This window comes from uncultured Methylobacterium sp., from assembly GCF_964251405.1.
GTDB lineage: Bacteria > Pseudomonadota > Alphaproteobacteria > Rhizobiales > Beijerinckiaceae > Methylobacterium.
On the sequence record NZ_CAXUJR010000004.1, the window covers coordinates 5,341 to 26,928 of the forward strand.

General features: G+C 69.2%; 19 protein-coding genes. 8 read left to right on the top strand and 11 right to left on the bottom strand.

Features of this window, described 5'->3' with window-relative positions; translation table 11 throughout:
• Window positions 1-630: xanthine dehydrogenase accessory protein XdhC (xdhC, locus tag ACFE7U_RS01620; RefSeq protein WP_375407981.1), on the top strand; the 630-nt coding region annotated here is incomplete at its 5' end.
• 88 nt (window positions 631-718) lie between these two features.
• Here the strand turns inward: xdhC and ACFE7U_RS01625 are convergent.
• Both ACFE7U_RS01625 and uraD read right to left on the bottom strand, forming a co-directional pair.
• The gene (locus ACFE7U_RS01625) at window positions 719-1,978 is read right to left on the bottom strand and encodes an allantoate amidohydrolase (RefSeq protein WP_375407982.1); all 1,260 of its coding nucleotides are present in this window, start codon (window positions 1,976-1,978) and stop codon (window positions 719-721) included.
• Between the two features lie 4 nt (window positions 1,979-1,982).
• Entirely contained in the window at window positions 1,983-2,867 is an 885-nt protein-coding gene (gene uraD / locus ACFE7U_RS01630; protein ID WP_375407983.1) for a 2-oxo-4-hydroxy-4-carboxy-5-ureidoimidazoline decarboxylase, read from the bottom strand.
• 194 nt (window positions 2,868-3,061) lie between these two features.
• Between uraD and pucL the strand changes: the two genes are divergently transcribed.
• Entirely contained in the window at window positions 3,062-3,910 is an 849-nt protein-coding gene (gene pucL, locus ACFE7U_RS01635; protein ID WP_375407984.1) for a factor-independent urate hydroxylase, read from the top strand.
• A gap of 7 nt (window positions 3,911-3,917) precedes the next feature.
• On the opposite strand, the gene ACFE7U_RS01640 is transcribed toward pucL, so the two are convergent.
• Window positions 3,918-4,598: a hemolysin III family protein gene (locus ACFE7U_RS01640; RefSeq protein WP_375407985.1), complete on the bottom strand. Its 681-nt coding sequence runs from the start codon at window positions 4,596-4,598 to the stop codon at window positions 3,918-3,920.
• A 639-nt stretch (window positions 4,599-5,237) separates the two neighbouring features.
• The gene (locus tag ACFE7U_RS01645; RefSeq protein WP_375407986.1) at window positions 5,238-6,377 is read right to left on the bottom strand and encodes a COX15/CtaA family protein; all 1,140 of its coding nucleotides are present in this window, start codon (window positions 6,375-6,377) and stop codon (window positions 5,238-5,240) included.
• A 202-nt stretch (window positions 6,378-6,579) separates the two neighbouring features.
• On the opposite strand from ACFE7U_RS01645, the gene ACFE7U_RS01650 reads away from it, so the two are divergent.
• Window positions 6,580-6,798 (top strand): DUF2842 domain-containing protein, encoded by a 219-nt coding sequence (locus ACFE7U_RS01650; protein ID WP_375407987.1) that lies wholly within the window; start codon window positions 6,580-6,582, stop codon window positions 6,796-6,798.
• A gap of 150 nt (window positions 6,799-6,948) precedes the next feature.
• Complete coding sequence (locus ACFE7U_RS01655; protein ID WP_375407988.1) at window positions 6,949-7,353, top strand: hypothetical protein; 405 nt, start codon at window positions 6,949-6,951, stop codon at window positions 7,351-7,353.
• Window positions 7,354-7,387: 34 nt separating this feature from the next.
• Here ACFE7U_RS01655 and ACFE7U_RS01660 read toward each other — a convergent pair whose 3' ends face one another.
• On the bottom strand, window positions 7,388-8,440 hold the full coding sequence (locus ACFE7U_RS01660; protein ID WP_375407989.1) for a polysaccharide deacetylase family protein: 1,053 nt from the start codon (window positions 8,438-8,440) through the stop codon (window positions 7,388-7,390).
• 212 nt (window positions 8,441-8,652) lie between these two features.
• On the opposite strand from ACFE7U_RS01660, the gene ACFE7U_RS01665 reads away from it, so the two are divergent.
• Window positions 8,653-9,897 carry a GNAT family N-acetyltransferase gene (locus tag ACFE7U_RS01665; RefSeq protein ID WP_375407990.1) on the top strand — a complete coding sequence of 415 codons (1,245 nt, stop codon included), beginning with the start codon at window positions 8,653-8,655 and terminating at the stop codon, window positions 9,895-9,897.
• Window positions 9,898-9,919: 22 nt separating this feature from the next.
• On the opposite strand, the gene ACFE7U_RS01670 is transcribed toward ACFE7U_RS01665, so the two are convergent.
• Window positions 9,920-12,349 carry an exopolysaccharide transport family protein gene (locus ACFE7U_RS01670; protein ID WP_375407991.1) on the bottom strand — a complete coding sequence of 810 codons (2,430 nt, stop codon included), beginning with the start codon at window positions 12,347-12,349 and terminating at the stop codon, window positions 9,920-9,922.
• A gap of 201 nt (window positions 12,350-12,550) precedes the next feature.
• Between ACFE7U_RS01670 and ACFE7U_RS01675 the strand changes: the two genes are divergently transcribed.
• The 3 genes from ACFE7U_RS01675 (at window position 12,551) to ACFE7U_RS01685 (ending at window position 16,079) form a co-directional block, all read left to right on the top strand.
• Window positions 12,551-13,123 (top strand): polysaccharide biosynthesis/export family protein, encoded by a 573-nt coding sequence (locus tag ACFE7U_RS01675; protein ID WP_375407992.1) that lies wholly within the window; start codon window positions 12,551-12,553, stop codon window positions 13,121-13,123.
• Window positions 13,124-13,231: 108 nt separating this feature from the next.
• Complete coding sequence (locus ACFE7U_RS01680; protein WP_375407993.1) at window positions 13,232-14,491, top strand: glycosyltransferase family 4 protein; 1,260 nt, start codon at window positions 13,232-13,234, stop codon at window positions 14,489-14,491.
• A 61-nt stretch (window positions 14,492-14,552) separates the two neighbouring features.
• Complete coding sequence (locus ACFE7U_RS01685) at window positions 14,553-16,079, top strand: undecaprenyl-phosphate glucose phosphotransferase (RefSeq protein WP_375407994.1); 1,527 nt, start codon at window positions 14,553-14,555, stop codon at window positions 16,077-16,079.
• Window positions 16,080-16,106: 27 nt separating this feature from the next.
• Here the strand turns inward: ACFE7U_RS01685 and ACFE7U_RS01690 are convergent, their stop codons facing one another.
• The 5 genes from ACFE7U_RS01690 to ACFE7U_RS01710 form a co-directional block, all read right to left on the bottom strand.
• Window positions 16,107-16,466, bottom strand: a complete 360-nt coding sequence (locus tag ACFE7U_RS01690) for a hypothetical protein (protein ID WP_375407995.1) — start codon at window positions 16,464-16,466, stop codon at window positions 16,107-16,109.
• A gap of 110 nt (window positions 16,467-16,576) precedes the next feature.
• Complete coding sequence (locus ACFE7U_RS01695) at window positions 16,577-16,933, bottom strand: EF-hand domain-containing protein (protein WP_375408037.1); 357 nt, start codon at window positions 16,931-16,933, stop codon at window positions 16,577-16,579.
• Window positions 16,934-17,316: 383 nt separating this feature from the next.
• Window positions 17,317-19,803 (bottom strand): TonB-dependent receptor, encoded by a 2,487-nt coding sequence (locus ACFE7U_RS01700; protein WP_375408038.1) that lies wholly within the window; start codon window positions 19,801-19,803, stop codon window positions 17,317-17,319.
• 260 nt (window positions 19,804-20,063) lie between these two features.
• A complete protein-coding gene (locus ACFE7U_RS01705) occupies window positions 20,064-20,690 on the bottom strand; it encodes a hypothetical protein (RefSeq protein ID WP_375407996.1) in 627 nt (208 codons plus the stop codon).
• Window positions 20,687-21,586, bottom strand: coding sequence for an ABC transporter permease (locus ACFE7U_RS01710; RefSeq protein ID WP_375407997.1), 900 nt, complete (start codon window positions 21,584-21,586; stop codon window positions 20,687-20,689). Before ACFE7U_RS01710 ends, ACFE7U_RS01705 begins: the two co-directional genes overlap by 4 nt.
• Window positions 21,587-21,588: the final 2 nt, after the last annotated feature.

Genomic DNA, 21,588 nt, shown 5'->3' on the forward strand with positions numbered 1-21,588 from the left:
GGCATCGCCGCCGCACGTGGGCTGCTCACCGAGGGCGGCGGACCCGTCATCCTCCGCATTGCGCTCGGTCCCGAGACCGGCCAATGCTGCGGCGGCCGCGTCACGCTTCACGTGAGGATCGCTGACCAAGCTGTTCTCGACGAACGCAGAACGGTGGAACAGCGGGATGCCGACCGGGAGCCGGTCGTGATGGTCTACGGGGCCGGCCATGTCGGCCGGGCGCTGGCCCTGGCCCTCGATCCACTCCCGTTCCGCACACGCATCGTCGACGCGCGACCCGACGAGCTCGCCCTCGTGGAAGGCCGCCGCGTCGAGCGGATCGCGGATGCTCCGAGCCGGATCGCGCAAGCGGCACCGGCGGGCGCCGCCCATGTGGTGCTCACCCACAGCCACGCCCTCGACAGCCTGATCTGCGCCGCGTTGCTGGAGACGGCGGATTTCGCCTATCTCGGCCTCATCGGGTCGGCGACCAAGCGCGCCACCTTCGTGCGCGCCTTCCGCAGCCTCGGCCTGCCTGAGGCCGCGATCGCCAGGCTGGTCTGCCCGATCGGCGGGGCGGCAATCCGGGACAAGCGCCCCCCAGTCATCGCCGCCCTGGTCGCGGCCGAGCTCCTGGCGGTGCTTGCCTGATCGGGGGTAACCGTGGTGCCATCGGGGGCGACGACCTCGGCTCGCCTCACGCCCTTCCCCGGACGGGCGGAGCGTCGGCGGAACCCGATCAAGGGTCCAGCACAAGAGGCCCCGAAGCGTCATGCTCGGCGGCGAGGCCGCGCAGCACCCGCAGGAGCACGCGGGCACCCGCCTCGATATCCTCGAGGCTCGCGAACTCGGCGGGGTTGTGGCTGATGCCGCCCCGGCAGCGCACGAACAGCATCGCCACCGGCGCCAGGGCCACTACGGCCATGCCGTCATGCCCGGCCCCGCTCGGCAGGGGGTGGACAGGATATCCCTCCTCCGCGATGGCCGTGGCGATCCGCTCCATCCATGCCGGATCGCAGGGCACGCACGGCGCGTCGTGGGTGATGCGCTTGGTCAGGGACAGGTTACGCTCCGCCGCGATCGCTTCCCAGGCCGACCCGATGTCGGCCAGCGCCGCCCGGCGCAGGCCGTCATCCGGCGCCCGCAGATCCAGGCTGAAACCGACGCGGCCCGGGATGACGTTGACCGCGCCGGGCGTCGCCGTGAGGCTCCCGACCGTGCCGACGAGCCCGGCATCAGTGCGGCAGCGGGCCTCCACCGCCAGGATGCAGGCGGCGGCCCCGGCGAGCGCGTCGCGGCGCCCATCCATGGCGACCGTACCGGCATGGCCCGCCTCGCCCTCCAGGGTCACGGCGAGCCGTGTCGCCCCGCTGATGGCGGTGACGAGCCCGACCGGCAGGCCGGCCCGCTCCAGGCCGGGCCCCTGCTCGATATGGAGCTCGAGATAGGCCAGAATCTCGCCAGCACGGCGTGCCGCCTCGTGAAAGCGGTCCGGGTCTAATCCCGCCGCCCGCAGCGCCCCCGCGATGGTGACCCCCTGCCCGTCCGGGCAGTCGAGCTTGTCGGGATCGAAGGTGCCGGCGAAGGCGCGGCTGCCGATGAGCGTCGCGTTGAACCGCGTGCCCTCCTCGTCGGCAAAGCCCACCACCTCGACGGCGAAGGGGAGGCGGACGCCCTCGCGCACCAGGGCCTCGACGCAGGCGATGCCGGTGACGACCCCGAGGGGGCCGTCGTATTGGCCGGCATCGCGGACGGTGTCGAGATGCGATCCGATCACCAGGGCCGGCGCGCCGGGCTCGACGGCCTCGATTCGGCCGATGACGTTGCCGGCGGCGTCGACGCGCGGGGTCAGCCCGGCCTCGCGCATCCAGCCCACGACCAGAGCGCTGGCACGGGCCTGTTCGGGGGTGAGGTAGAGCCGCGTGATCGCGCCCTCGTCCGCGCTGATGGCGGCGAGCGCGTCGAGGCGGGCCTGGATACGGGGAGCGAGGGCGTCCATCGTCTCAGCTCCCGCGATAGGTCTGGTAGCTCCAGGGCGTAGCCACGAGCGGCACATGGTAGTGCCCTTCCGGATCGGCGACGCCGAAGCGCAGGGGGACGACGTCGAGGAAGGGCGGCTCGGCGAGATCGAGCCCCGCCTGTCGGAAATGGTCGCCGATGTGGAAGCGCAACTCGTAGGTCGCGATCGGCACCGGGCGCCCGCCGATCAGCGGCGCGTCGGTTCGCCCGTCCGCGTTGGTGACGGCTTGGGCAACGAGCACGGTCTCGGTCGCCGAGACCCATTCCACGAGGTCGATGGCGACGCCGCAAGCGGGCCTGCCCTGCACGGTGTCGAGGACGTGAGTGGAGATGCGACCCGTGGTACGGAGCGCGCCCTCCCCCCTGACGAGGGCATTCAGGCGGATCGCGGCGATCCGGAAGACCTCGGCTTCGGCCGTCGCACGCTCGGTGGCGGCATCGTTGGCGAGGCGCGCCTCGAAGGTGCGCAGCAGCGAGGCCCGGCCGTGGCGTTTGACGCAAAGGATGAAGGGGAACCCGAATTTTTCGCGATACGACGCGTTGAGCGCCTCGAAGCGGGCGTATTCGGGCTGCGACAGACGGTCGAGGCCGGCAGCGGCCTGCTCGGCGATCGACTCGGCGGCGATGGCGCCGGCCCGCGCCGGCCGGCCGGCGAGTTCAGGGTGGCCCGCGAGCAGGGCGAGGCGCGAAGGCTCGGGGGCGGCCTCCACCGCCGCGCGCATTCCGGCGAACAGGGCCTGCACCGTGGCGTGAGGCCTCCCCTTCGCTGCGGCGTCGGCCACCCAGGGGGCATGCTCGAACACCGCGCCGAGGGCGGCGACGACATCGGACAGGCTGGCCTCGTTCAGAGCGTCGAGCGACAGTGTCATGGGGTCCCGTCGTGGCGTGGGCGGGTCTCTCTGATCCACCTCGATCGCCCTTAGCAGGCTCTGCGCCACCGCGCTGCCCGGCGATACGAGGTCTCGCGTGCGGTCCACCCAGATGGTCCGCCATATCCGATCCGTGGCATATCGCTTGCTGAATCTCCGGAGCGCGCCCGCTGCCGGGCGGTCGGGATACAGCCATGGCTCTGACGGCATCGCGATACGGCAAGGGGCGGGTGCGGGTGATGCGGCTCGCCCGCGACGGCGACCACCACACTCCGCGCGAACTCAGCCTCGAGGTCATGATGACGGGCGCCTTCGACAGGGCCTGGACGAGCAGCGACAACCGCGCCTGCGTCGCCACCGACAGCGTCAAGAACATCGTCAACGTCACCGCCGCCAAGCATGTGGAGGCCGACAAGGAGGCCTTCGCCGGCCACGTCGCGGCGGTCTTCCTCGACACCTACCCGCAGATCGAGGAGATCGCGGTGGAGGCGCTGGAGACCCGCTGGCTGCGACACGCCTTTTCCGGCACTCCGCACGGCCACACCTTCACCCGCGACGGCAACGGATTCGGCTATGTCAGGATCGTGGCGAGCCGCGGGGCGTCGATCCTGCAATCGGGCTTGCGCGACTACACCTTCATGAAGACGACCGGGTCCGGCTGGGCCGACTTCGTCGACGACGGTTACCGGACGCTGCGCGACACCCACGACCGCATCGCCGCCACCAGCATGGACGCGACCTGGACCTGGTCGGGAACGCCGCCGGATTACGCGGAGACCAACGCCCGCGTACTGGCGATCCTCCTTGAGGTGTTCGGCACCACCTACAGCCCGAGCGTGCAGGACAGCATGTACCGGATGGGCGAGGCGGTGCTTGGCGCGATTCCCGAGATCGCCGACATCCGGTTCACGATGCCGAACAAGCACTACATCCCAATCGATCTCACGCCCTTCGACGTCACCAACGGCGGCCACATTTTCCTGCCGACGGACGAGCCGCACGGACAGATCGAGGCGACGATCGGACGCCCACCCAAGGTCTGAGTACAGTTCAGACGCGGGTTTCGACGACGCTCAGCAGCACCGTGCCGTAATGGCAGGCCGTGGCGGCCAGCACGAAGGCGTGCCAGATCGCGTTCTGGTAGGGCAGGCTGCGCCAGACGTGGAACACCACTCCGAAGGAGTACAGGAGGCCGCCGGCGGCGAGCAGCCAGAAGGCATCGGGCGTCAAGGCAGCGATCACCGAATCATACGCCAGGATGCCGCTCCAACCGAGGAGGAGGTAGAGCCCTATCGCGACGCGGTCGTAGCGGCCCGGCAGGAGGAGCTTCAGAGCGATCCCGATCCCGGCCACGACCCAGACCATCGTCAGCAGCGCCCAGGCGCTAGTGCCGGTGCCGACAAGCGTGACGAGCGGCGTGTAGGTGCCGGCGATCATGAGGTAGATCAGGGCGTGGTCGGCCCGGCGCAGCAGCCATTTGCGACGACCCACCGGCCACATGTTGTAGGTCGCCGACACGCCAAGCATCGAGACGAGGGCCGCAGCGTAGACCACCACGGAGGCCCAGCCCGCGGCACCCAAGGGCTCGAGAGCGGCCAGGATCACGATCGCGATGCTGCCGGCGAGGCCGAAGGCGACGCCGAGGAAGTGGATGGTTCCGTCGGCGACCATCTCCTGACGGGTATAGTTCCAGTTCAGACCTGCGGGGCGCCCGTCTTCCGCCAGGAACATCGTGACACCTTTCCCCTCGGAACCCAGGGCGTTCTCCGCGTCGATCGGACCAGGAGCCCGGGTCCGGTCGAGCAGTTGCAAGAGCTGCAGTTGCAAGAGCTTAAGCGTCGAGCTTCGCGCGCGTTCCGGGGTCGGACTACGCGCACGGCGTATTCCCGGGACAATCCTGCGTGATGGTGAACACCGGGACGATCGTCCGGCTGATCGACCGCGGGAAGCGGAACTCTCAGCTCGGGACGAGGCTCGGATAACGGCTGGCGATCACCACGGCCCAGGTGAGCCAGGGAGCCCGGTGAGCGCCTAGGCGGCGCGACGGGCGCGCTTCTCGCGGATCATCGGACGGTCGCCGGCTCGGCGCTCGCCGCGGGCGGTCTGGCGGTCACGTTCGGTGTTCACCGGGTGGTATCCTACTGTGCTGGCCGGGGCCGGATGCCAGAGGAACGCGGTTCGCCGCTGCCGGTTCGCTGCACTGCATCATGAAGGTGCGACGGATCACTCACGATTCCTCGACGAGGGCACCTGACAAGAAGATGCCGCCCCCTCCAGAGTTTCCCTCTGGATCTTCACGTTCCATAGCAGGATCTCTCCTGCGAACCGGCTCTCAGCCGACCGATGCGATGCTGCAGATGCGAGTGGATACTACGACGCTCCGCCGAGGCGTTCGAAGCCGAAGGCGGGGCTCGGCGAACCCGTCATCGCCGGCCTGCGGACCTGCGCGACGGTAAGGCGAGCATGGACGACCGCCATGACCAGCACCACCATCGCGAAGACCTGATGGGCAAGCCCCGCCCAGAGGGGAACGGCGAGGACGAGGGCCGTTACCCCGAGCACGGCCTGCGCCAGGACGAGGCCGGCGATGCCCCAGGCGCGGCGGGCGACGCCGGTGCCGGGCACCCGTCGGGTCGCGTCGATGGCGTGGAGGAAGGCTGCCGCGAGCAGGAGATAGGCGACCAGCCGGTGGTTGAACTGAACCAGGGTGACGTTATCGACGAAGTTCTCGATCCATGGCGTCACGGCGAACAAGGCGGCCAGCGGCGGCACCCAATCGCCGTTCATGGTCGGCCAGGTGTTGTAGACGAGGCCGGCCTTCGAACCCGCCACGAGGCCACCGAGCGCGATCTGAACGAGGACGAGGGCAGCGACCACGGAGGCGCTGTTGCGCAGGGCCGCGGATACCGGAGCGGCGGGACGCGACCGGATGCCGGCGGCGAGCCAGATCAGGCCGGCGAGGATCAGGCTCGCGGTGGTGAGGTGCAGGGTGAGCTTCAGAGGCGCCACTGCGGTCATCCCGGGCTGGAGCCCGGAGGCGACCATGATCCAGCCGATCGCGCCTTGCAGACCTCCGAGCAGACCGAGGGCGAGGAAGCCGGCGCGGAGCCTGGTGTCGATGGCGCCGCGCCACCAGAACCAGATCAACGGCAGGAAGAAGACGAGCCCGAGGATGCGGCCGAGCAGCCGATGGCCCCACTCCCAGGCATAGATCACCTTGAAGTCGGACAGTCCCATGCCCTGGTTGAGGATCTGGTATTGCGGCGTCCCTTTGTACTTGTCGAACTCCGCCATCCAGGCTTCGGTCGAGAGCGGGGGCACGGCTCCGGTCACCGGCCGCCACTCGGTGATCGACAGGCCGGATCCGGTCATGCGGGTGGCGCCGCCGACCGCGACCATGCAGACGACGAGGAACGCCAGCAGATAGAGCCAGCTGCGAACGCCGCGGCTCTTGCCGAGGGGGCGGCTTTCGTCGATTGGACGATCGGCGGGCGCCTCGCTCAAGACCATCGCTCGGGACCTCATCTGTCGGACGGGACGTCGCCCGGCAGTTAGGTGGGCGCTGCCCGCCGGGCAACGTCCGCCGGTGCCGCACCTGCGCTTTCGCGCGTCCCATGCCCTTGGCGAATCCCATGCGGCGCCGGGCGGCGTTGCCAGCCCCAGCGCCGGGCTCTACGCCCGTGTCTCTCATTCGACGCGCAGGAGTAGGCCGATGCGCCGCCGCACCCGCACCCTGATCGGCACGATCGCCATCCTGGGCTTCGTGATCGTCTATGCGCCGCTCGCCATGGCGCTGGCCGACAGCCGCATCTCGCAGACGCCCGCCCTCGTGCAGACGGTGCTGTACTGCCTCCTCGGCATCGCCTGGATCTTCCCGCTGATGCCGGTGATCCGGTGGATGGAGCGTCCCGACCCCGATCCGAACCTCTGACAGGGCGCCGCCGCGCCGGGTTTTCGCCGCACTCCGACGTCACAGAACGGCGAAGGTCGAAGGTTTCCCGATCCGAACCCGCCGATCGGACGTCGTCGCGTCGACCGTCCCGTCCCGCGTTCACCCCGCCGAAGGTCGCCAATCCGCTTCATGCCCAGTTCACCGCCGTTTCCGCTCGTCCTCGGCCTTGCGTTCCTTCTCTCTCCTGCCCTCCTCGGCACCGCCGCGGCGCAGGGAGCGCCACGCGCCGTCTCCGAATGCGAGCGGCTGAAGAACGACCTCGCCTACAACCAGTGCCTCTCGATGTTCGGCCCGGCCGCCAAGAACGTCGCGGCCGGTGAGGGAGCCGCGGCCTCGACAGGGACGGCGGTCGCCCTGCCCCCCGTCCTGCCCCAGACCCTGGCGATTCCGACTGTGAACGAGCCGGTGCAGGAGGTCCGTCGCGGACGCCGCTTCCGGCGCGGGTCGTACGGCAGGGGCGGACGCCAGAGCGCGAGCTTCTCGGTGGGCGGCAGCGAGACCCGCTCCTATCGCCGCCATCGGCGCAGGCGCTGACGTAGCCGCCTGCGCGGGAGGCTTTGGTCGAGGATCAGGCCACGTCGACGCGGCGGCCGCGGTTCCATGCGAGGAACGGGACGCCGGACAGGAGCGCGCGCAGCGCCGCGTCGTTCTGGTAGAGCCCGTTGACCGAGACCCGCGGCAGCGCGTGCAGGTGCCGCCCGTGCCCGGCGAAGAGATGGCCCGGTCGTGTCGTCACCGCAGTGATGAAGCCGAGATCCCGGGCAAGCGCGAATTCCCGCCCGGCGGCGGAGGTGCGGTCGCCGACCGGATAGGACAGGTGGCGCACCGGAACGCCGAGGCGCGCGGCGATGCGGTCCCGCCCTTGAGCGATCTCGAACGCCGCCGTCTCCCGCTCGTGCTTGGCCAGCATCGGGTGACTCACCGTATGGGCGCCGATGGTGACCGCGGAATCGGCAGCGAGACGGGCCAGGTCCGGCCAGGGCAGGCATAGCTCCCCGGCGACCCCGCCCGCCGCGAAGCCGGCCTCTACGCACAGGCCCGCGATGGACTCGAGCAGCCGCTCCTCGGGACCGGCACGCAGCCGGCGATAGACCGCCGCGAAGGCGGCGCTCTTCTGAATCGCGTCCGCGGCGGGAAGGTCGAGGCCCTCGCCCGAAGCCGCGTCGAGCCGGACGCGTTCGAGGCGTGCGATGGCGCGCTCCAGCTCGATCCACCACAGCCGGCCGCGCCCGTCCGCGAAGTCGCTCGTCACGAACAGGGTCCAGGGCACGGCGTGGCGCGCCAAGACCGGGGCGGCGTGGTCGAGGTTGTCGCGGTAGCCGTCGTCGAAGGTCAGGACGGCGAAGGGACGCCCGCCCTGGGTCAGGCGTTTCGGCAGGTCGTCGAGGGCGACGATGTCGAAACCCTCCCCCTTGAGGCGAAGGATCACCGCATCGAGGAAGGCCGGCGTGATCGTCAGGAGCCTGTTGGGCGCATAGGCGCCGGGCGGGTCGGGATGAACGTGGTGGAACGTCAGGATCACTCCCCGGCCTCGCGCCATTGGGCGCAGCCAGAGGTCGGCCCGGCTCGCCGCGATGGCGCGAAAGCCTGCCTCGAGCATCCGCTGACGGGACGCGTCCATCGGTTCCTTTCCCGGCTGGACCCCTGGGCGCAACGGCGCCGGAGCCCGGGTTTGCAACCGATGCGCCGCAAGATCGAAATGTTCCGTTACCCACACCTGACGATCACCGGCCGCCGGCTCGACCCTTTCAGCAGTGGTTGACGGCGATCATGCTAGGTGTCCGGCATCAGCCCCGGCCGCGATGGCTGGGCGATGGGGAGGGAGGTGTTGTCTTGGCGGCACTGGTCGATGATCTGTCCCAGGCTCGTATGACGCTGGAGACGGCCCGGTCGGGTCTCTTGGCCGAGACCTATCGCGACATGGCCGCCGTGGAGGCCCTGTGGCGCGGGATCGAGAGCGACCCGGGGGTCCTGGGGACGCCCTATCAGCGCTTCGACTGGGTCTCCGCCTTCCTCGCGGGAGCCTTCGCCGGGGATGACGGACGGCAGCGCGAGGCCCTGCGGATCATCGTCCTTCGCGACGCGGCCGGACCGGTCCGGCTGATCCTGCCCGTGATCTGTCGGCGCGAGCGCGGCACCATGGTCGCCCGCGTCGTCGGGGGGTCGCACGCCAATTTCCACATGCCGCTCTTTGCCTCGCGCGAGGCTGCGGCATTGCGCGGCGAGGATGTCGTCGAGGCCCTGCGCAAGGCCGGTGCCGACGCGGGAATCGACGCCTTCGTCCTCGGCTACCAGCCCCGGTTCTGGGATGGTGCCGCCAATCCCCTCGCCGCCCGCAGCGAGCCCGCCGCCAGCGACGCCTATGGGCTCTCGCTCGGACCCGACGCCGAGGCGACGATCAGGCGGATCTTCAGCGCCGACGCCCGCAAGAAGCTTCGCGTCAAGGAGAAGAAGCTCGTCGAGGCCGTCGGCCCCGTCGCCTTCCGGGTCGCCTCGACCCCGGACGAGGTTTCTGCCTTCCTCGAGGCCTTCTACCGACAGAAAGCGACCCGCTTCGCGGCGTTGGGCATCGTCGACCCTTACGGATCGCAGTCCGTGCGCCGGTTCCTGGCACAGGGCATCGATGCCCAGGGGATCGCCAGCGTGTCGGCGGGCCGGGCGATCGAGATCTGTGCCCTCGTCGGCGAGAGGGACGGCCGGGTCTACGCCACCTTCGCGGGAGCCGTGGATGCGGTCCGCTACAGCGGGATGATGACCTCCTTCGACCAGGATCCGGCTCTGGCCCGGTTCAGCCCCGGCGAGATCCTTCTCCGGCATCTCGTGGGGTACCAGGCCGGCCAGGGCCGCCGCGGCTTCGACCTCGGGGTCGGTGAGGCCCGTTACAAGGCCAGCATCTGCGACGAGACGATCGAGCTGCGCGAGGTCTCGATTCCCGTCAGCGCTCGCGGCTGGGCCGTCACGGCCCATGCCGTCGCATGGGGCCGGATCAAGCGGCGGATCAAGCGCAACCCGCGGCTGATGCGGCTGCTCCGGCCCCTCCGCCGCAAGGTCTCAGGCGTCCTCTCCGATCCGTCGTAACCGCGCTGGCGGAGCGCTCGGCTCAGGCCGCCGAGAGCCTGAGGAGCATCTCCGGCTCGGCGGCGATCGCGGGCCGGTCCTGCGCGACGAGGACGAGGGCGGCGCCCGCATCCTCGGCCCGGCCATAGAGGGCCACGAGCTCGACATCGTCGGCCTCCGCGTTCGACGCGATGACCACCGCCGTGGTCGACCCGATGCAACCCGAGAGGATCTCGGGCGCGGGTCCTGCGCGCGCGGCGTCGAGGCGACAGATCACCCAGGCATAGGCCTCGTCGAGGGCGTCGAGGGTGATGGACAGGGCCTGCGGCTCCTCGATCAGGATCTCCGTCGCGATCGAGCCCCGCGCGATGACGTGGAGGCGTGAGCCTAGAATCGGCTGGATCGCGTCGAGGAAGGCGACCTCCCCCGCCACGAGGTCGGTCAGGCCGGGCTCGTCGAGGTCGTCGCCAAGGCCGTTGAGGTCGACCAGCAGGGCCCGGTCGCCGGAGGCCGAGAGGGTCGCGGCGAGAGTCTGGGCCAGGCTCTCGTCGCCGGTCTCGCTCGTTTCGACCACGACGACGCGATGGCCCGCAGCGCCCATCCCGCCTTCGCGCAGCCGGCCGATGAGCAGATCGAGCTCGAAGCCGGACGCGGCGGGGGGCGTCGCCTCGCCGGGCTTGGCGCGGTGCTCCGGGGGGAACGCCTTCGGTGCCTCGGCCGCGGGTGCCGGCATCGGAATGACCTCGGGGATGACCTCCGGGACGACCTCGGCGGCGCGTTCCGTATCGGCCGGGGGAGCGTCGTGCCGGACGGGCGTCTCGTCCCAGAATGGCCCGCGCGGTTCGACCGGCGGCTCGAGGGGAGGCTCGACCCGCGCCACTGAGGCTGCCCAGGTCGGGTGCCGGGGGGTGAAGACCGAGCCCGCATAGGTCGAGCCGGGGCCGATCATGGCCGCCGAGGCCTCTGGGAAGTCGAAGCGGCTCGGCTCGCGGGCGAGCGGCTGGTCGGCCTCCGGGCGATCGCCCTCCTCCTCTTCCCGCCGCGCCTGCTCGGGCGCCGTGGGATTGGCCAGCAGGTGGCGGGCGAGGACGGCGCCGATGGAGAAGAGCAGGGCGAGCAATGTCGTCAGCGCGACGATCGGCAGCTTCTTGGGGAAGGACGGCAGGTCCTGCACCACGGCGCGGGAGACCACGCGGGCATCCGCCGGGGTCGCGCTCTCGGCGTCGCGCGCGCTCGCCTCGCGGTAGCGCGAGAGGTAGGATTCGAGCTGCTCGCGTTCGGCCTTGGCTTCGCGCTCGAGGGCGCGCAGCTGGACCTCGCTCGAATTGCCCTGGGCGACGATGTCGCGCTGGGCTTCCACCGCCGCGGTCAGGCTGTCCACCCGTGCCTCGGCGATGCGGGCGTCGTTCTCCAGGGTGCGCACGACGCGATCGGCAGTCGCCTTGATCTGGGCGTCGAGGTCGTTGACCTGCGCCACCAGCTCCTTGATGCGCGGATGAGCCGGCAGCAGTGTGCGGGATTCCAGGGCGAGCTGAGCCTTGAGGGTGATGCGCTGCTCGACGGCGCGGCGGATGACCTCATTGTTGGCGACGTCCGGGATCTCGAAGACGCGGCCATCCTTGATCATCTCCTTGATCAGCTTGGCGCGGCCGGCGAGATCCGCCTTGACGGTGCGGGCCTGCGAAAGCTGCGTCGAGATCTCGCCGAGCTGCTGGGCGCCGAGAGGCTGGTTCGAGGTACCGCCGGTGGCGATGAGGCCGTTGCGGCTGCGATAGGTCTCGACCTTGGCCTCGGCCTCGGCGACGCGCTTGCGCAGCGAGTCGATGTTGCCGCCGAGCCAGGTCGAGGCGTAGCGCGCGGTATCGACCTTCGCGGCCTCCAGCGAAGATATGTAGAGCTCCGCCACGGTGTTGGCGGCTCGCGCCGCGAGCTCGGCGTCGCGGGCGCGGAACTCGACGGTGAGGATGCGCGACTTGCCGGCGGAATAGACGAGAAGCTGCTCGAAATAGGTCTCCAGCACCCGGTCCTCCGGCGTGCGTTCGAGGGGGTTCTTGGCGAACCCGGTCATGATCAGCATGGTCTGGAGGGGGCCGATCCCGTTCACGCTCGGATCGAACTCGGCGTTGCCCACGAGCTTGAGGCGACGGATCGCCTCCCTGGCCAGATCGCGCGACATGACGACCTGGACCTGGCTCGCCACCGCCTGCTCGTCGATCGGCAGGGTCGTATCCGAGCGGTCGGTGCCGGCACGGCTGAAGGCGGCCTCCCGGTTCTCCAGGAGGATCTTGGCCTCGCCTGTGTAGCGCGGCGGAACGATCTGCACGAAGGCGATCGCGCCGGCCGCGGCGACCACGGTCGGCACCGCGATCCAGGCCCATGACCGCCGGAGCAGCCCTCCCACCTGCGCCAAGCCGATGCCGTCGCCGGTTCCCTGGTCGAGACGCGGAGGGGCAGGATGAAGCGTGCGGGGCATGGCGATATCTTTACACAAGGTAAAAATCACCGACCGCGAGCAGAGCCCGGTCGGCCGGTCTTCATCTCATCAGACATCGTTAGGGTTGACCGGAGGTTAAGGACTTCGCGCCCTCGCGCCGTCGCCGCGGGATTTTATTGTTCTTTAACCATGCCTGCTTAGAGGTCGTTCATCGTAAGAGTCTCAACGGCGGCAGTGCTGATGAACCGGCGTGCACTACTTCTCGCACTCTCCTCCAGTCTGGCATTGGGCGGGTGCCTGCGTCCGGATTTCCGGACCGACCTCCTCGACGCCAGTGGTACGGGCTCCATCGGGGCCCGCTATACGCTCTCGGCCGGGGACCGCCTCCGTGTCATCGTGTTCGGACAGGACAATCTCTCGAACATCTATGCCGTTGACGGCGCCGGCCAGATCGCCATGCCGCTCATCGGCACCGTGAAGGTCGGCGGGCAATCGACGATCCAGGCTGCCAAGACCATCGAGACCAAGCTCTCCTCCGGTTTCGTGCGCGAGCCGCACGTCACGGTGGAGGTCGACGCCTACCGACCGTTCTACATCCTCGGCGAGGTCACCACGTCGGGCCAGTACCCCTACGTCAACGGCATGGCCGTGGAGACGGCGGTGGCGATTGCGCAAGGATTCGGGCCGCGGGCGGCGCGCGACTACGCCATCCTCACCCGCGACGGCCCCAAGGGGCTCGTCTCCGGCATCGTTCCGATGACCTATCCGGTCCGCCCCGGCGACACGATCGTGATCAAGGAGCGCTTCTTCTGAGTGTGAGACGCCGTCGATCCGAGGCATCGCCTTAACCGCTCGACCATATCTCTCGGGTAAGACGGCTGTTGCGCGACCGCGTGACGGCCGCGCCCGGAGGGTTTCGCCGTGGTCGCGCCAGTCGCCGATATCGAGTCTCGCGGGACGGGCGTGCTCCCTGGATTCGAGGCCTCGCGCCGCATCCTCCACGTCTTCCGCGCGCCCGTCGGCGGCCTGTTCCGCCATGTCTCGGATCTTGTCCGACTGCAGGCCGCCGCCGGCCACGAGGTCGGGATCGTCTGTGATTCCGGCACGGGAGGCGACCGTGCGGCCCGCGCGCTGGCCGACCTCGCCCCGATCCTCTCGCTGGGCATCGTGCGCATGGCGATGCACCGCAACCCGCATGCCTCGGACATGGCGGTGCTGTGGCGGCTGTCGCGGCACGCCGCCGCCCTTGGGGCGAACGTGCTGCACGGCCATGGCGCCAAGGGCGGTGCCTATGCGCGGCTCGCACCGGCCCGCCATGCGATCCGGGCTTATACCCCCCACGGTGGGAGCTATAACTACCGGCCGGGGACGCACCTTCACCGCCTCTACATGGGCGTCGAGCGGGTCCTTGCCGCCCGCACCGACGTCTTCCTGTTCGAGAGCGCCTTCGTCGCGGGCCGGCACCGCGCCTTCGTCGGCGAGACCGGTCGCGCGCGCATCGTCTACAACGGCATCGACGCGGCCGAATTCGAGCCGCTCGTTCGGGCCACCGATCCCCTCGACCTGATCTATGTCGGCGAGTTGCGGGCCGCCAAGGGCATCCCGGTCCTCCTTGACGCGCTCCAGCGCCTTCGTGCGGCAGGCCGCCCCCTGCGCCTGTTGATGGTCGGCTCGGGCCCGGATGCGGAGGCGATCGCTGCCTATGCGGCCCGCCTCGGCCTCACCGACGCCGTGGTCTACGAGCCGCCCCAGCCGATTCGGGCGGCGCTCGCCCGCGGCCGGGTGATGGTCGTGCCCTCCTTCGCCGAATCCCTGCCCTACGTCGTGCTCGAGGCCGCGGCCGCCCAGCAGCCCCTCGTGGCCACCGATGTCGGCGGGATCCCCGAGATCTTCGGTGCGGCCGCTCACGAGCTCGTGCCGGCCCGCGACGCGCGGGCGCTGGCAGGTGCCATCGCCCGCGTCCTAGACGAGGCTCCGGAGGCCCGCCGCGATCGGGTCGCCCGGCTCGGAGCGAGCGTCCAGACCCGGTTCTCCATGCAGCGGATGGGAGCCGACGTCCTGGCGAGCTATGCGGCGGCGGCGGCTGCCAAGGCCGATCCGGACCGGAGTGCGGCAATCTTCGCTCGCGAATCCGCCCGCGATTCGAGCGGTTCCGATGCGGTTCCGTTAAGCCTTCCGTGAGCCCTGCCTGACAGGATCGGGCGGGGCGCGACGAGAACCGCGCTTGCCAGGATGATCCGTCATGAGCGCCTTCGACGTCCGCGACCTTCTCAGGGTAGCCGGTGCGCCCGGAGCCAGCGCGGAGGGTCTCGAAGCCGGGTCGGCAGCGCCGCCTGCCGAGGCGAGCCGGTCCATGCCCGCCGCGCCGGTCTCGCCGGTGGTCCTCGCCGGAACCCTTCGCCTCGTCGAGTTCGGTCTCGTGACAGGCCTCGGCGTCGCCCTCTACGGGATCCAGCCGGTCGGGATAGCCTCGTTCGGCCCGTACTATCTGACGGCTATCCTGGGGACCGCGATCGTCACCGTGGCCCTGATCCAGGCCAGCGGCGGCTATCGCGTCGCGGCGTTGCGCGACCTTCTCAAGACCGCACCGAGATTGCTCGGCGCCTGGTCCATGGCCTTCCTGGCGGTGGCCGCCATCCTTGTCTTCGCCAAGGTCGCCGGCCAGTATTCCCGCGTCTGGCTCGCCTCCTATTACGGGACCGGCCTCGCCACCCTCCTCGCCGGCCGGTTCCTGCTGTCGCGGTTCGTCGCCGCGCAAATGCGCCAGGGCCGCCTCGATCGGCGCACCGCCATCGTCGGCGGCGGTCCGCTGGCCGAGGATTTGATCCGGGCACTCGAAGGACAGGCGGATGCGGGCATCCGGGTGGTGGGCTTCTTCGACGACCGGGCCGACGACCGGGCCGCCACGGTGATCGCCGGCTACCCCAAGCTCGGAACGGTGAACGACCTCGTCGCCTATGCCCGGTCGACCCGCCTCGACCTCGTGGTCTTCACCCTGCCGATCGCGGCCGAGGACCGGCTGATGCAGATGCTGACCAAGCTCTGGGTCCTGCCCATCGACATCCGCCTCTCGGCGCAGGCGACGCGTCTCAAGCTGCGACCGCGTGCCTATTCGTATATCGGCGAGGTGCCCGTCCTCGACGTGTTCGACAAGCCGATCGCCGACTGGGACATCGTCGTGAAGGGCATCTTCGACCGCGTCGTGGCGGCCCTGATGATCGTCGCGCTGGCGCCCGTGCTGATCACCGTCGCGCTCGCCGTCCGCCTCACCTCGCCGGGCCCGATCCTGTTCCGGCAGAAGCGCCACGGCTTCAACAACGAGATCGTCGAGGTCCTGAAATTCCGGTCGATGTATATCGACCAGTGCGATTATGCGGCGGCGCAGCTCGTTACCCGCGGCGATCCGCGCGTGACCCGCGTCGGCCGTATCATCCGCAAGTCGTCCCTGGACGAATTGCCCCAGCTCTTCAACGTGCTCAAGGGCGAGCTTTCCCTTGTCGGCCCGCGCCCGCACGCGATCAACGCGCGGGCCGCCAACACCCTCTACGACCAGGTCGTGGACGGCTACTTCGCGCGCCACAGGGTCAAGCCCGGCATCACCGGCTGGGCGCAGGTGAAGGGCTGGCGCGGCGAGACCGATACGGACGACAAGATCCAGCGCCGGGTCGAGCACGACCTCTATTACATCGAGAACTGGTCGGTCCTGTTCGACATCAAGATCCTGCTCGCCACGCCGCTCTCGCTCTTCAGAACGCAGAACGCCTATTGAGGCGCGCGGCGCTCCGGGAAGAATTCGCTACGGCAATGCGCCGGCCTTCTCCTTGGCCTGAGTCATGGTCGTCTCGCAGCCCTTGACGTCGCCCGCCGCATCCTGGGTCTTCGCGCGCCGGATCAGGTCGCGGGCCTCGTCGATGCCCGACGCGCTGGGGCGTGCGGCGGGGTCGGTGGGCTTGCCGGCCGCAGGCGCATCGAGGGCTTTCCCCGACGGCGATGGGGTCGGGCCGCCCGGCGGAACCGTGCCGGTGACCGCCGCGGCGCCGGCGCTGTCGAGGCGCCGCTCGATCGTGGCGATCTGCTCCGAGCAGGAGGATGCCAGGACCGGACCAGCGCCGGCGAGGGTGAGGATTCCGGCGGCGAGGCCGAGGGTGACGCGCATCTGCAAACTCCCGATCGTGGATGTCGAAACGGACAACGCCGGACGAGAGTCCGGCGTTGCTGCGACATGATCGAGCCTCTTGGACGAGGCGGCACCCGGCCGCCCCGGGGTCAGCGCATCAGGCGCAGCAGGGCCTTGCCGGCGGGCTTGCCCAGCTCCTTGGCATCGAGCGTCCCATCGTTGTCCGGATCGGCCTTCTTGAAGCGCATCTCGACGACGCCGAGGTATTCCTTCTTGTCGAGGGTGCCGTCGCTGTCGGGATCGGCCATCTTGAGCTCCTTGGCCGAGAGGCGGCCTTTGAGCTCCTTCTTGTCCAGGGTGCCGTCCTTGTCCGGGTCGAGGGCGTCGAAGGCCGCGCTCGCCGCGTCCTGTGCCTCCTTGAGGTCGACCGTGCCGTCCTTGTCGGGATCGAGCATCTCGACGGCCTTCTTGGCCGAGGGGGCGGCCAGGGCCGCGCCTGCGGGCATGCCGGAGAGGAGGACGGCGAGCGCGAGGGCGCCGGTCAGCGATGACTTGAGTTGGGAGGACATGATCGGATCTCCAAGGTCGTTGGCCGGGGACGCGCGGTCCGCCGGCACTGATCCATCGCGATCCGTGCCCGCCGTCGTCTGGCCGGCCCGGAACGTCGCCATCCCGTGGCGATGGTTTTCGGGATGCGCAACTGCGAGATAGTGCAAATCAACGGCCAGGGGAATGATGCGCAACCATGACGGGATGTTGCGGCGCAAAAATGGCCGGCTTATCCGCAGGCATCGCTTAGTTCAGGCACCACGAACGAGAACGGCACGGCCGCTGGGGCCGTGCCTTTCCCATTCGGCAAAGGGCGATCGTGTCGCCCCGCCCTTCGGCCTCAGTACTTGCGGATGATCGGCTCCGGCATCGGCGCCGGCGCGGCGCCGAGTGCGTACCGGATGCCGCCGTAGATCGAGAGCGGCTGCGCCAGCGTCGTCGTGCGCGGATCGTTGATGGTGAAGTTGCCGGCGACGTTGCCGCGCTCGGCGAAGGTGCCGAAGTTGGCGTAGCGGTTGTTGAGCAGGTTCGTCACGAGACCGAACACCTGCAGGTTCGGCGTCACCTGGTAGGTCGTGTTGAGGTTGACGGTGTAATAGGCCGGCAGCTTCGGGTTCAGGTTCGACTCGTCGCCGCGGTAATAGGACGACGAGAAGGCCTGGAGGTTCGCGCCGAAGCGCCACAGTGGGGTGATCGCATAGTCGAAGCCGACCTTGATCTGGTGGTCGGGGATCAGCGGCACCTTGCTGCCCCGGCGCACGGTGATCAGCCCGTCATCCGAGAGCGGATTGTTGGGCGATGACAGGTCGCCGTTGAATTGGAAGGTCGCGTCGATCAGTGCGTAGTTCGCATAGAGATTGAGGCGCTCGGAGACGTACTCGCCCGAAACCTCGATGCCCTGGCGCTGGGTCGCCGGCACGTTGACGAAGTACCCGCGCGCGGCGTTGCCGGGGACCGCGACCTGAAGGATGTCGTTGGTCAGGTCGGTGCGGAAGGCGCCGAGCTTGTAGTTGAAGAGCCCGCCGAAATCGTAGAAGTTCGGGATCGCGCCGCGGAAGCCGACCTCGTAGGTGCGGGCCACGACCTGCTCGAGCGGCGGGTCGGCGACCAGCGAGTTCGGCAGCAGGCAGGGCCTGTCGGGATTGGCGCAGGCGAGCTCGAGGGGCGTCGGCGCGCGGTTGGATTCCGAGTAGCCGCCGTAGAGGTTCAGGCCCGGCGAGAACCGATAGGTGAGGCCGGCGACCGGGTTGATCCGGGTGAAGTAGTGGGTGCCCGTGACGTCGGGCGAGAAGCCGGTCTGGTCCTGCGTCGAGATGCGGGCGAAGTTCAGGCGCGCGCCGGCCGTGAGGGACAGGGCGTCGGTCACATCGAAGGTGTCGAGGGCGTAGAGGCCCATATAGGTGTTCGTGCCGGTGACCTGGCTCGGCGCGATTCCGAGGGCCGCCGCCGTGCGGATGCCGGTGGTGCCGAGCCCCGGGATGGTGCCGTAATAGGGGTTGTTCGGATCGGTGGTGACGGTGAGGTCGGGGTTGATGACTCCGAGCGTGCTCGACGACTTGTAGCTGTAGGTCGCCGCGTCGATGCTGCCGCCGACAATGAAGGTGTTGCCGAAGCCGAAGACCCGGTCCTTGTTCGTTGCCTGCAGCGTGCCGCCGTAGCTCGTCGCCTCTGTGCGGATGCTGTCGAGCGTGCCGTAGGGGATTCCCGCGGTGAACGGGATGCGCTGGGCGCCGTTCCCCTGGATCAGGAACTGGTTGCGGAACTGGGCGGCCGTCTGGCCGGGGGCCTGCTCGAACCCGTCATCCTCGAAGCAGAGCGAGCCGCGAAAGTTCGACCGCGTGCTGCAATTCTCGAAGTTACCGTCGTTGCCGTCGATGACGAACTGGCTGAAGCGCCGGACATAGGCGTTGCCCTGAAGGTCCCAGCTCGGCGAGACGTTGACCTTCCCGGTGACCTGGATCTGGCCCATCTGGGTGTCGATGGTCTGCGGCGAGGTGAAGATCGCGCGTTCGTTGACGTGGGTGAAGTCGACAGGCGCGGCGGCGGCCGCGCCGAAGAAGGTCTTGGCGCCGGTCGCGATGAGATGGAACTCGGAATCGAGGGATCGGTATCCGAGATCGGCGTAGACGCGGCCGATCTCAGAGGGCGACTTGCGGCGCCAGCCCTGGTCGCGCAGGCCCTCGCCCGCGAAGTAGAAGCTCCACGGCCCGATGGTCTGGCCGTGCTGCAGGGTGCCGAGTACGCGCCCGTCCGAGCCGCCCAGCACGGACACCTCGGTGCCCTGCCAGGTGAAGCCGTTCTTCATCTCGATATTGACCGCGCCGCCGAGGGCGTTGAGGCCGAAGATCGGGTTGCCGGTGACGATGTCGATGCGGTTGATCGCGACCGTGGGGATCAGGTCCCAGTTCACGACGTCGCCGAAGGCCTCGTTGATGCGGGTGCCGTTCTGGTAGACGGCAAGGCCCTGGGGGGCACCCTGCAGCGGCGAGGCGTCGAAACCGCGATAGGTCAGGGTCTGGCGGAAGCTGTTGCCCTGTCCGTCCGAGAGGTTCACGCCCGGCGTCTTGCGCGCCAGGGTGAAGGTCGGGTCGAGGGTCGCGCGGTCCTGCTCGAAGTCGCGCGCCGTCACCGTCTCGACGGTGTTCGGGATCTTGTAGAGCGGGGTGCCGCCACCGCCGCCCGTCGCGCTCACCGGGGTCGTCGCCACGACGTCAAGTTCGGACAGTGTTACCGCCTGGGTCCCCGCGGCCGTTCGCTGTGCATGGCTCACACACGGCAGCAACGCTGCCGAGAGGAGGAGGCTGCCTCGCAGCGTCCGCTTCATCATCCCCAGACCCTCGATCATCTTGTGTCCCCCTGTTTCGGGAGCTTGCGACACAAGCCATGCGGCGATCGGGGGCGGGCGACAACCGGGTTTCGCCACATTTCGAGGATCGCGAAACGTTCGGCTCGCTTTCGTCGGGCCACGTTGCGCCTCAGCAACATGTTATTCAGTTATTTCAATGGTTTAAGGATGCTTTGGCAATGGCATCGGGAGGAATCGGCAATGCGCTTCCGACCCGATCCATGCTGCTACCCCTACGGGTATCAGAGTCGCGCCTGAATCTTGCGCGCGATCTCGCCGAGCCGCTGTTCGAGCAGGGTCGGCACCTCGCAGACATAGGTCAGCGACTGGCTGCGCTCGGAGAAGATGCGCCGGTCCCAGGCGAACTGGTTCTCGAGGTCCGAGGCTTCCTTGGGAATCTCGCGGGCGTCGGCGGCGCTCGGGCCGTCCTTCGTCGCGCTGATCTTCTCGGCCTCGTCGCGGATGCGCTCGGCCATGCGGCGCTGGCCTTGGGCGTAGCGGGTGATGCCGCCCATGACGCGGGCGCGCTCGCCGTTGATGACCTCGAACACGCCGGCGAAGACCCGGGTGAGGCGCTTGGCCTTCTCGTCGCCGGCCTTGGCGACGAACTCGTCGAGGAGCGGGTCGACCTCAGCGAGCTCGGTGCGGCGCGAGGCGATCTTCTGGGCCAGCGAAGCCGCTTCGTAATCGTCGCCCCAGGAGCCGGCCTCGGCGAGGTCCGGTCCGGTCCAGACCGAACCGGGGCTCAGCGTCGTGACCTTGCGCTGGACGCAGGGCCAGTCGGGATCGGCCTTGGGCTGGGCATGGGCGGGCGCCGCGAGGAGGGCGGCGAGTCCCAAGGCGGCGACGGTCGGGGCGAGACGGGTCATGAGGCTTCTCCGGCGGGACCCCCGCGCCGGGCCATGATGCCGCGGCCGGGATCGTAGGCGATGACGGCGAGGGTGAAGACGACGATTGCGGTGCCGACCACCACGGCGCAGGCCACCGGCTCGAACTGGCCGTAGAGTGCGAAGCGGACGAGCTGAACGGCGTGGGTGAAGGGGTTGGCCATGCAGATGGCGTAGAGGGTCTCGGAGGATTCCCGGATGCGCCAGAGCGGATAGAGCGCCGACGAGGCGAAGAACATCGGGAAAATCACGAAGTTCATCACGCTGGCGAAGTTCTCGAGCTGCTTGACCATGGAGGACAGGAGCAGCCCGATCGAGCCGAGCATCAGCCCGGCGGCGATGAAGGCCGGCAGCGCCGCAAGGTAGCCGACAGCCGGGATGTCGAGTTCCCAGAACCAAGCGATGGCCAGGAACGCGTAGGCCTGCACCACCGAGACGACGACGCCGGCTACGAGCTTGGCGAGCAACAGGGTCCATCGCGGATAGGGGCTGGTGAGCAGCACCTTCATCGAGCCGACCTCGCGGTCGTAGACCATCGAGAGCGAGCTCTGCATGCCGTTGAAGAGCTGGATCATCACGGCGAGGCCGGGCACCACGTAGACCTCGTAGAGCACATAAGTCTGGTAGGGCGGCTCGATCGAGACGCCGAGCGTATTGCGGAACCCCGCCGCGAAGATGAACAGCCACACCAGCGGCCGCACCAGTGCCGAGAAGAACCGCTCCTTCTGATTGAAGAAGCGCAGCAGCTCCCGGCGCACGATGCCGGAGAGGCAGATGAGGTAGCCGACCGCGTCGAGGCGGCCGAGATGGGGAACCGGTGCGGCAGCATCGTCGGCCGTGATCGGGTGTGCCGCCGGGGTGAGGATCGGTGTCGTCATAG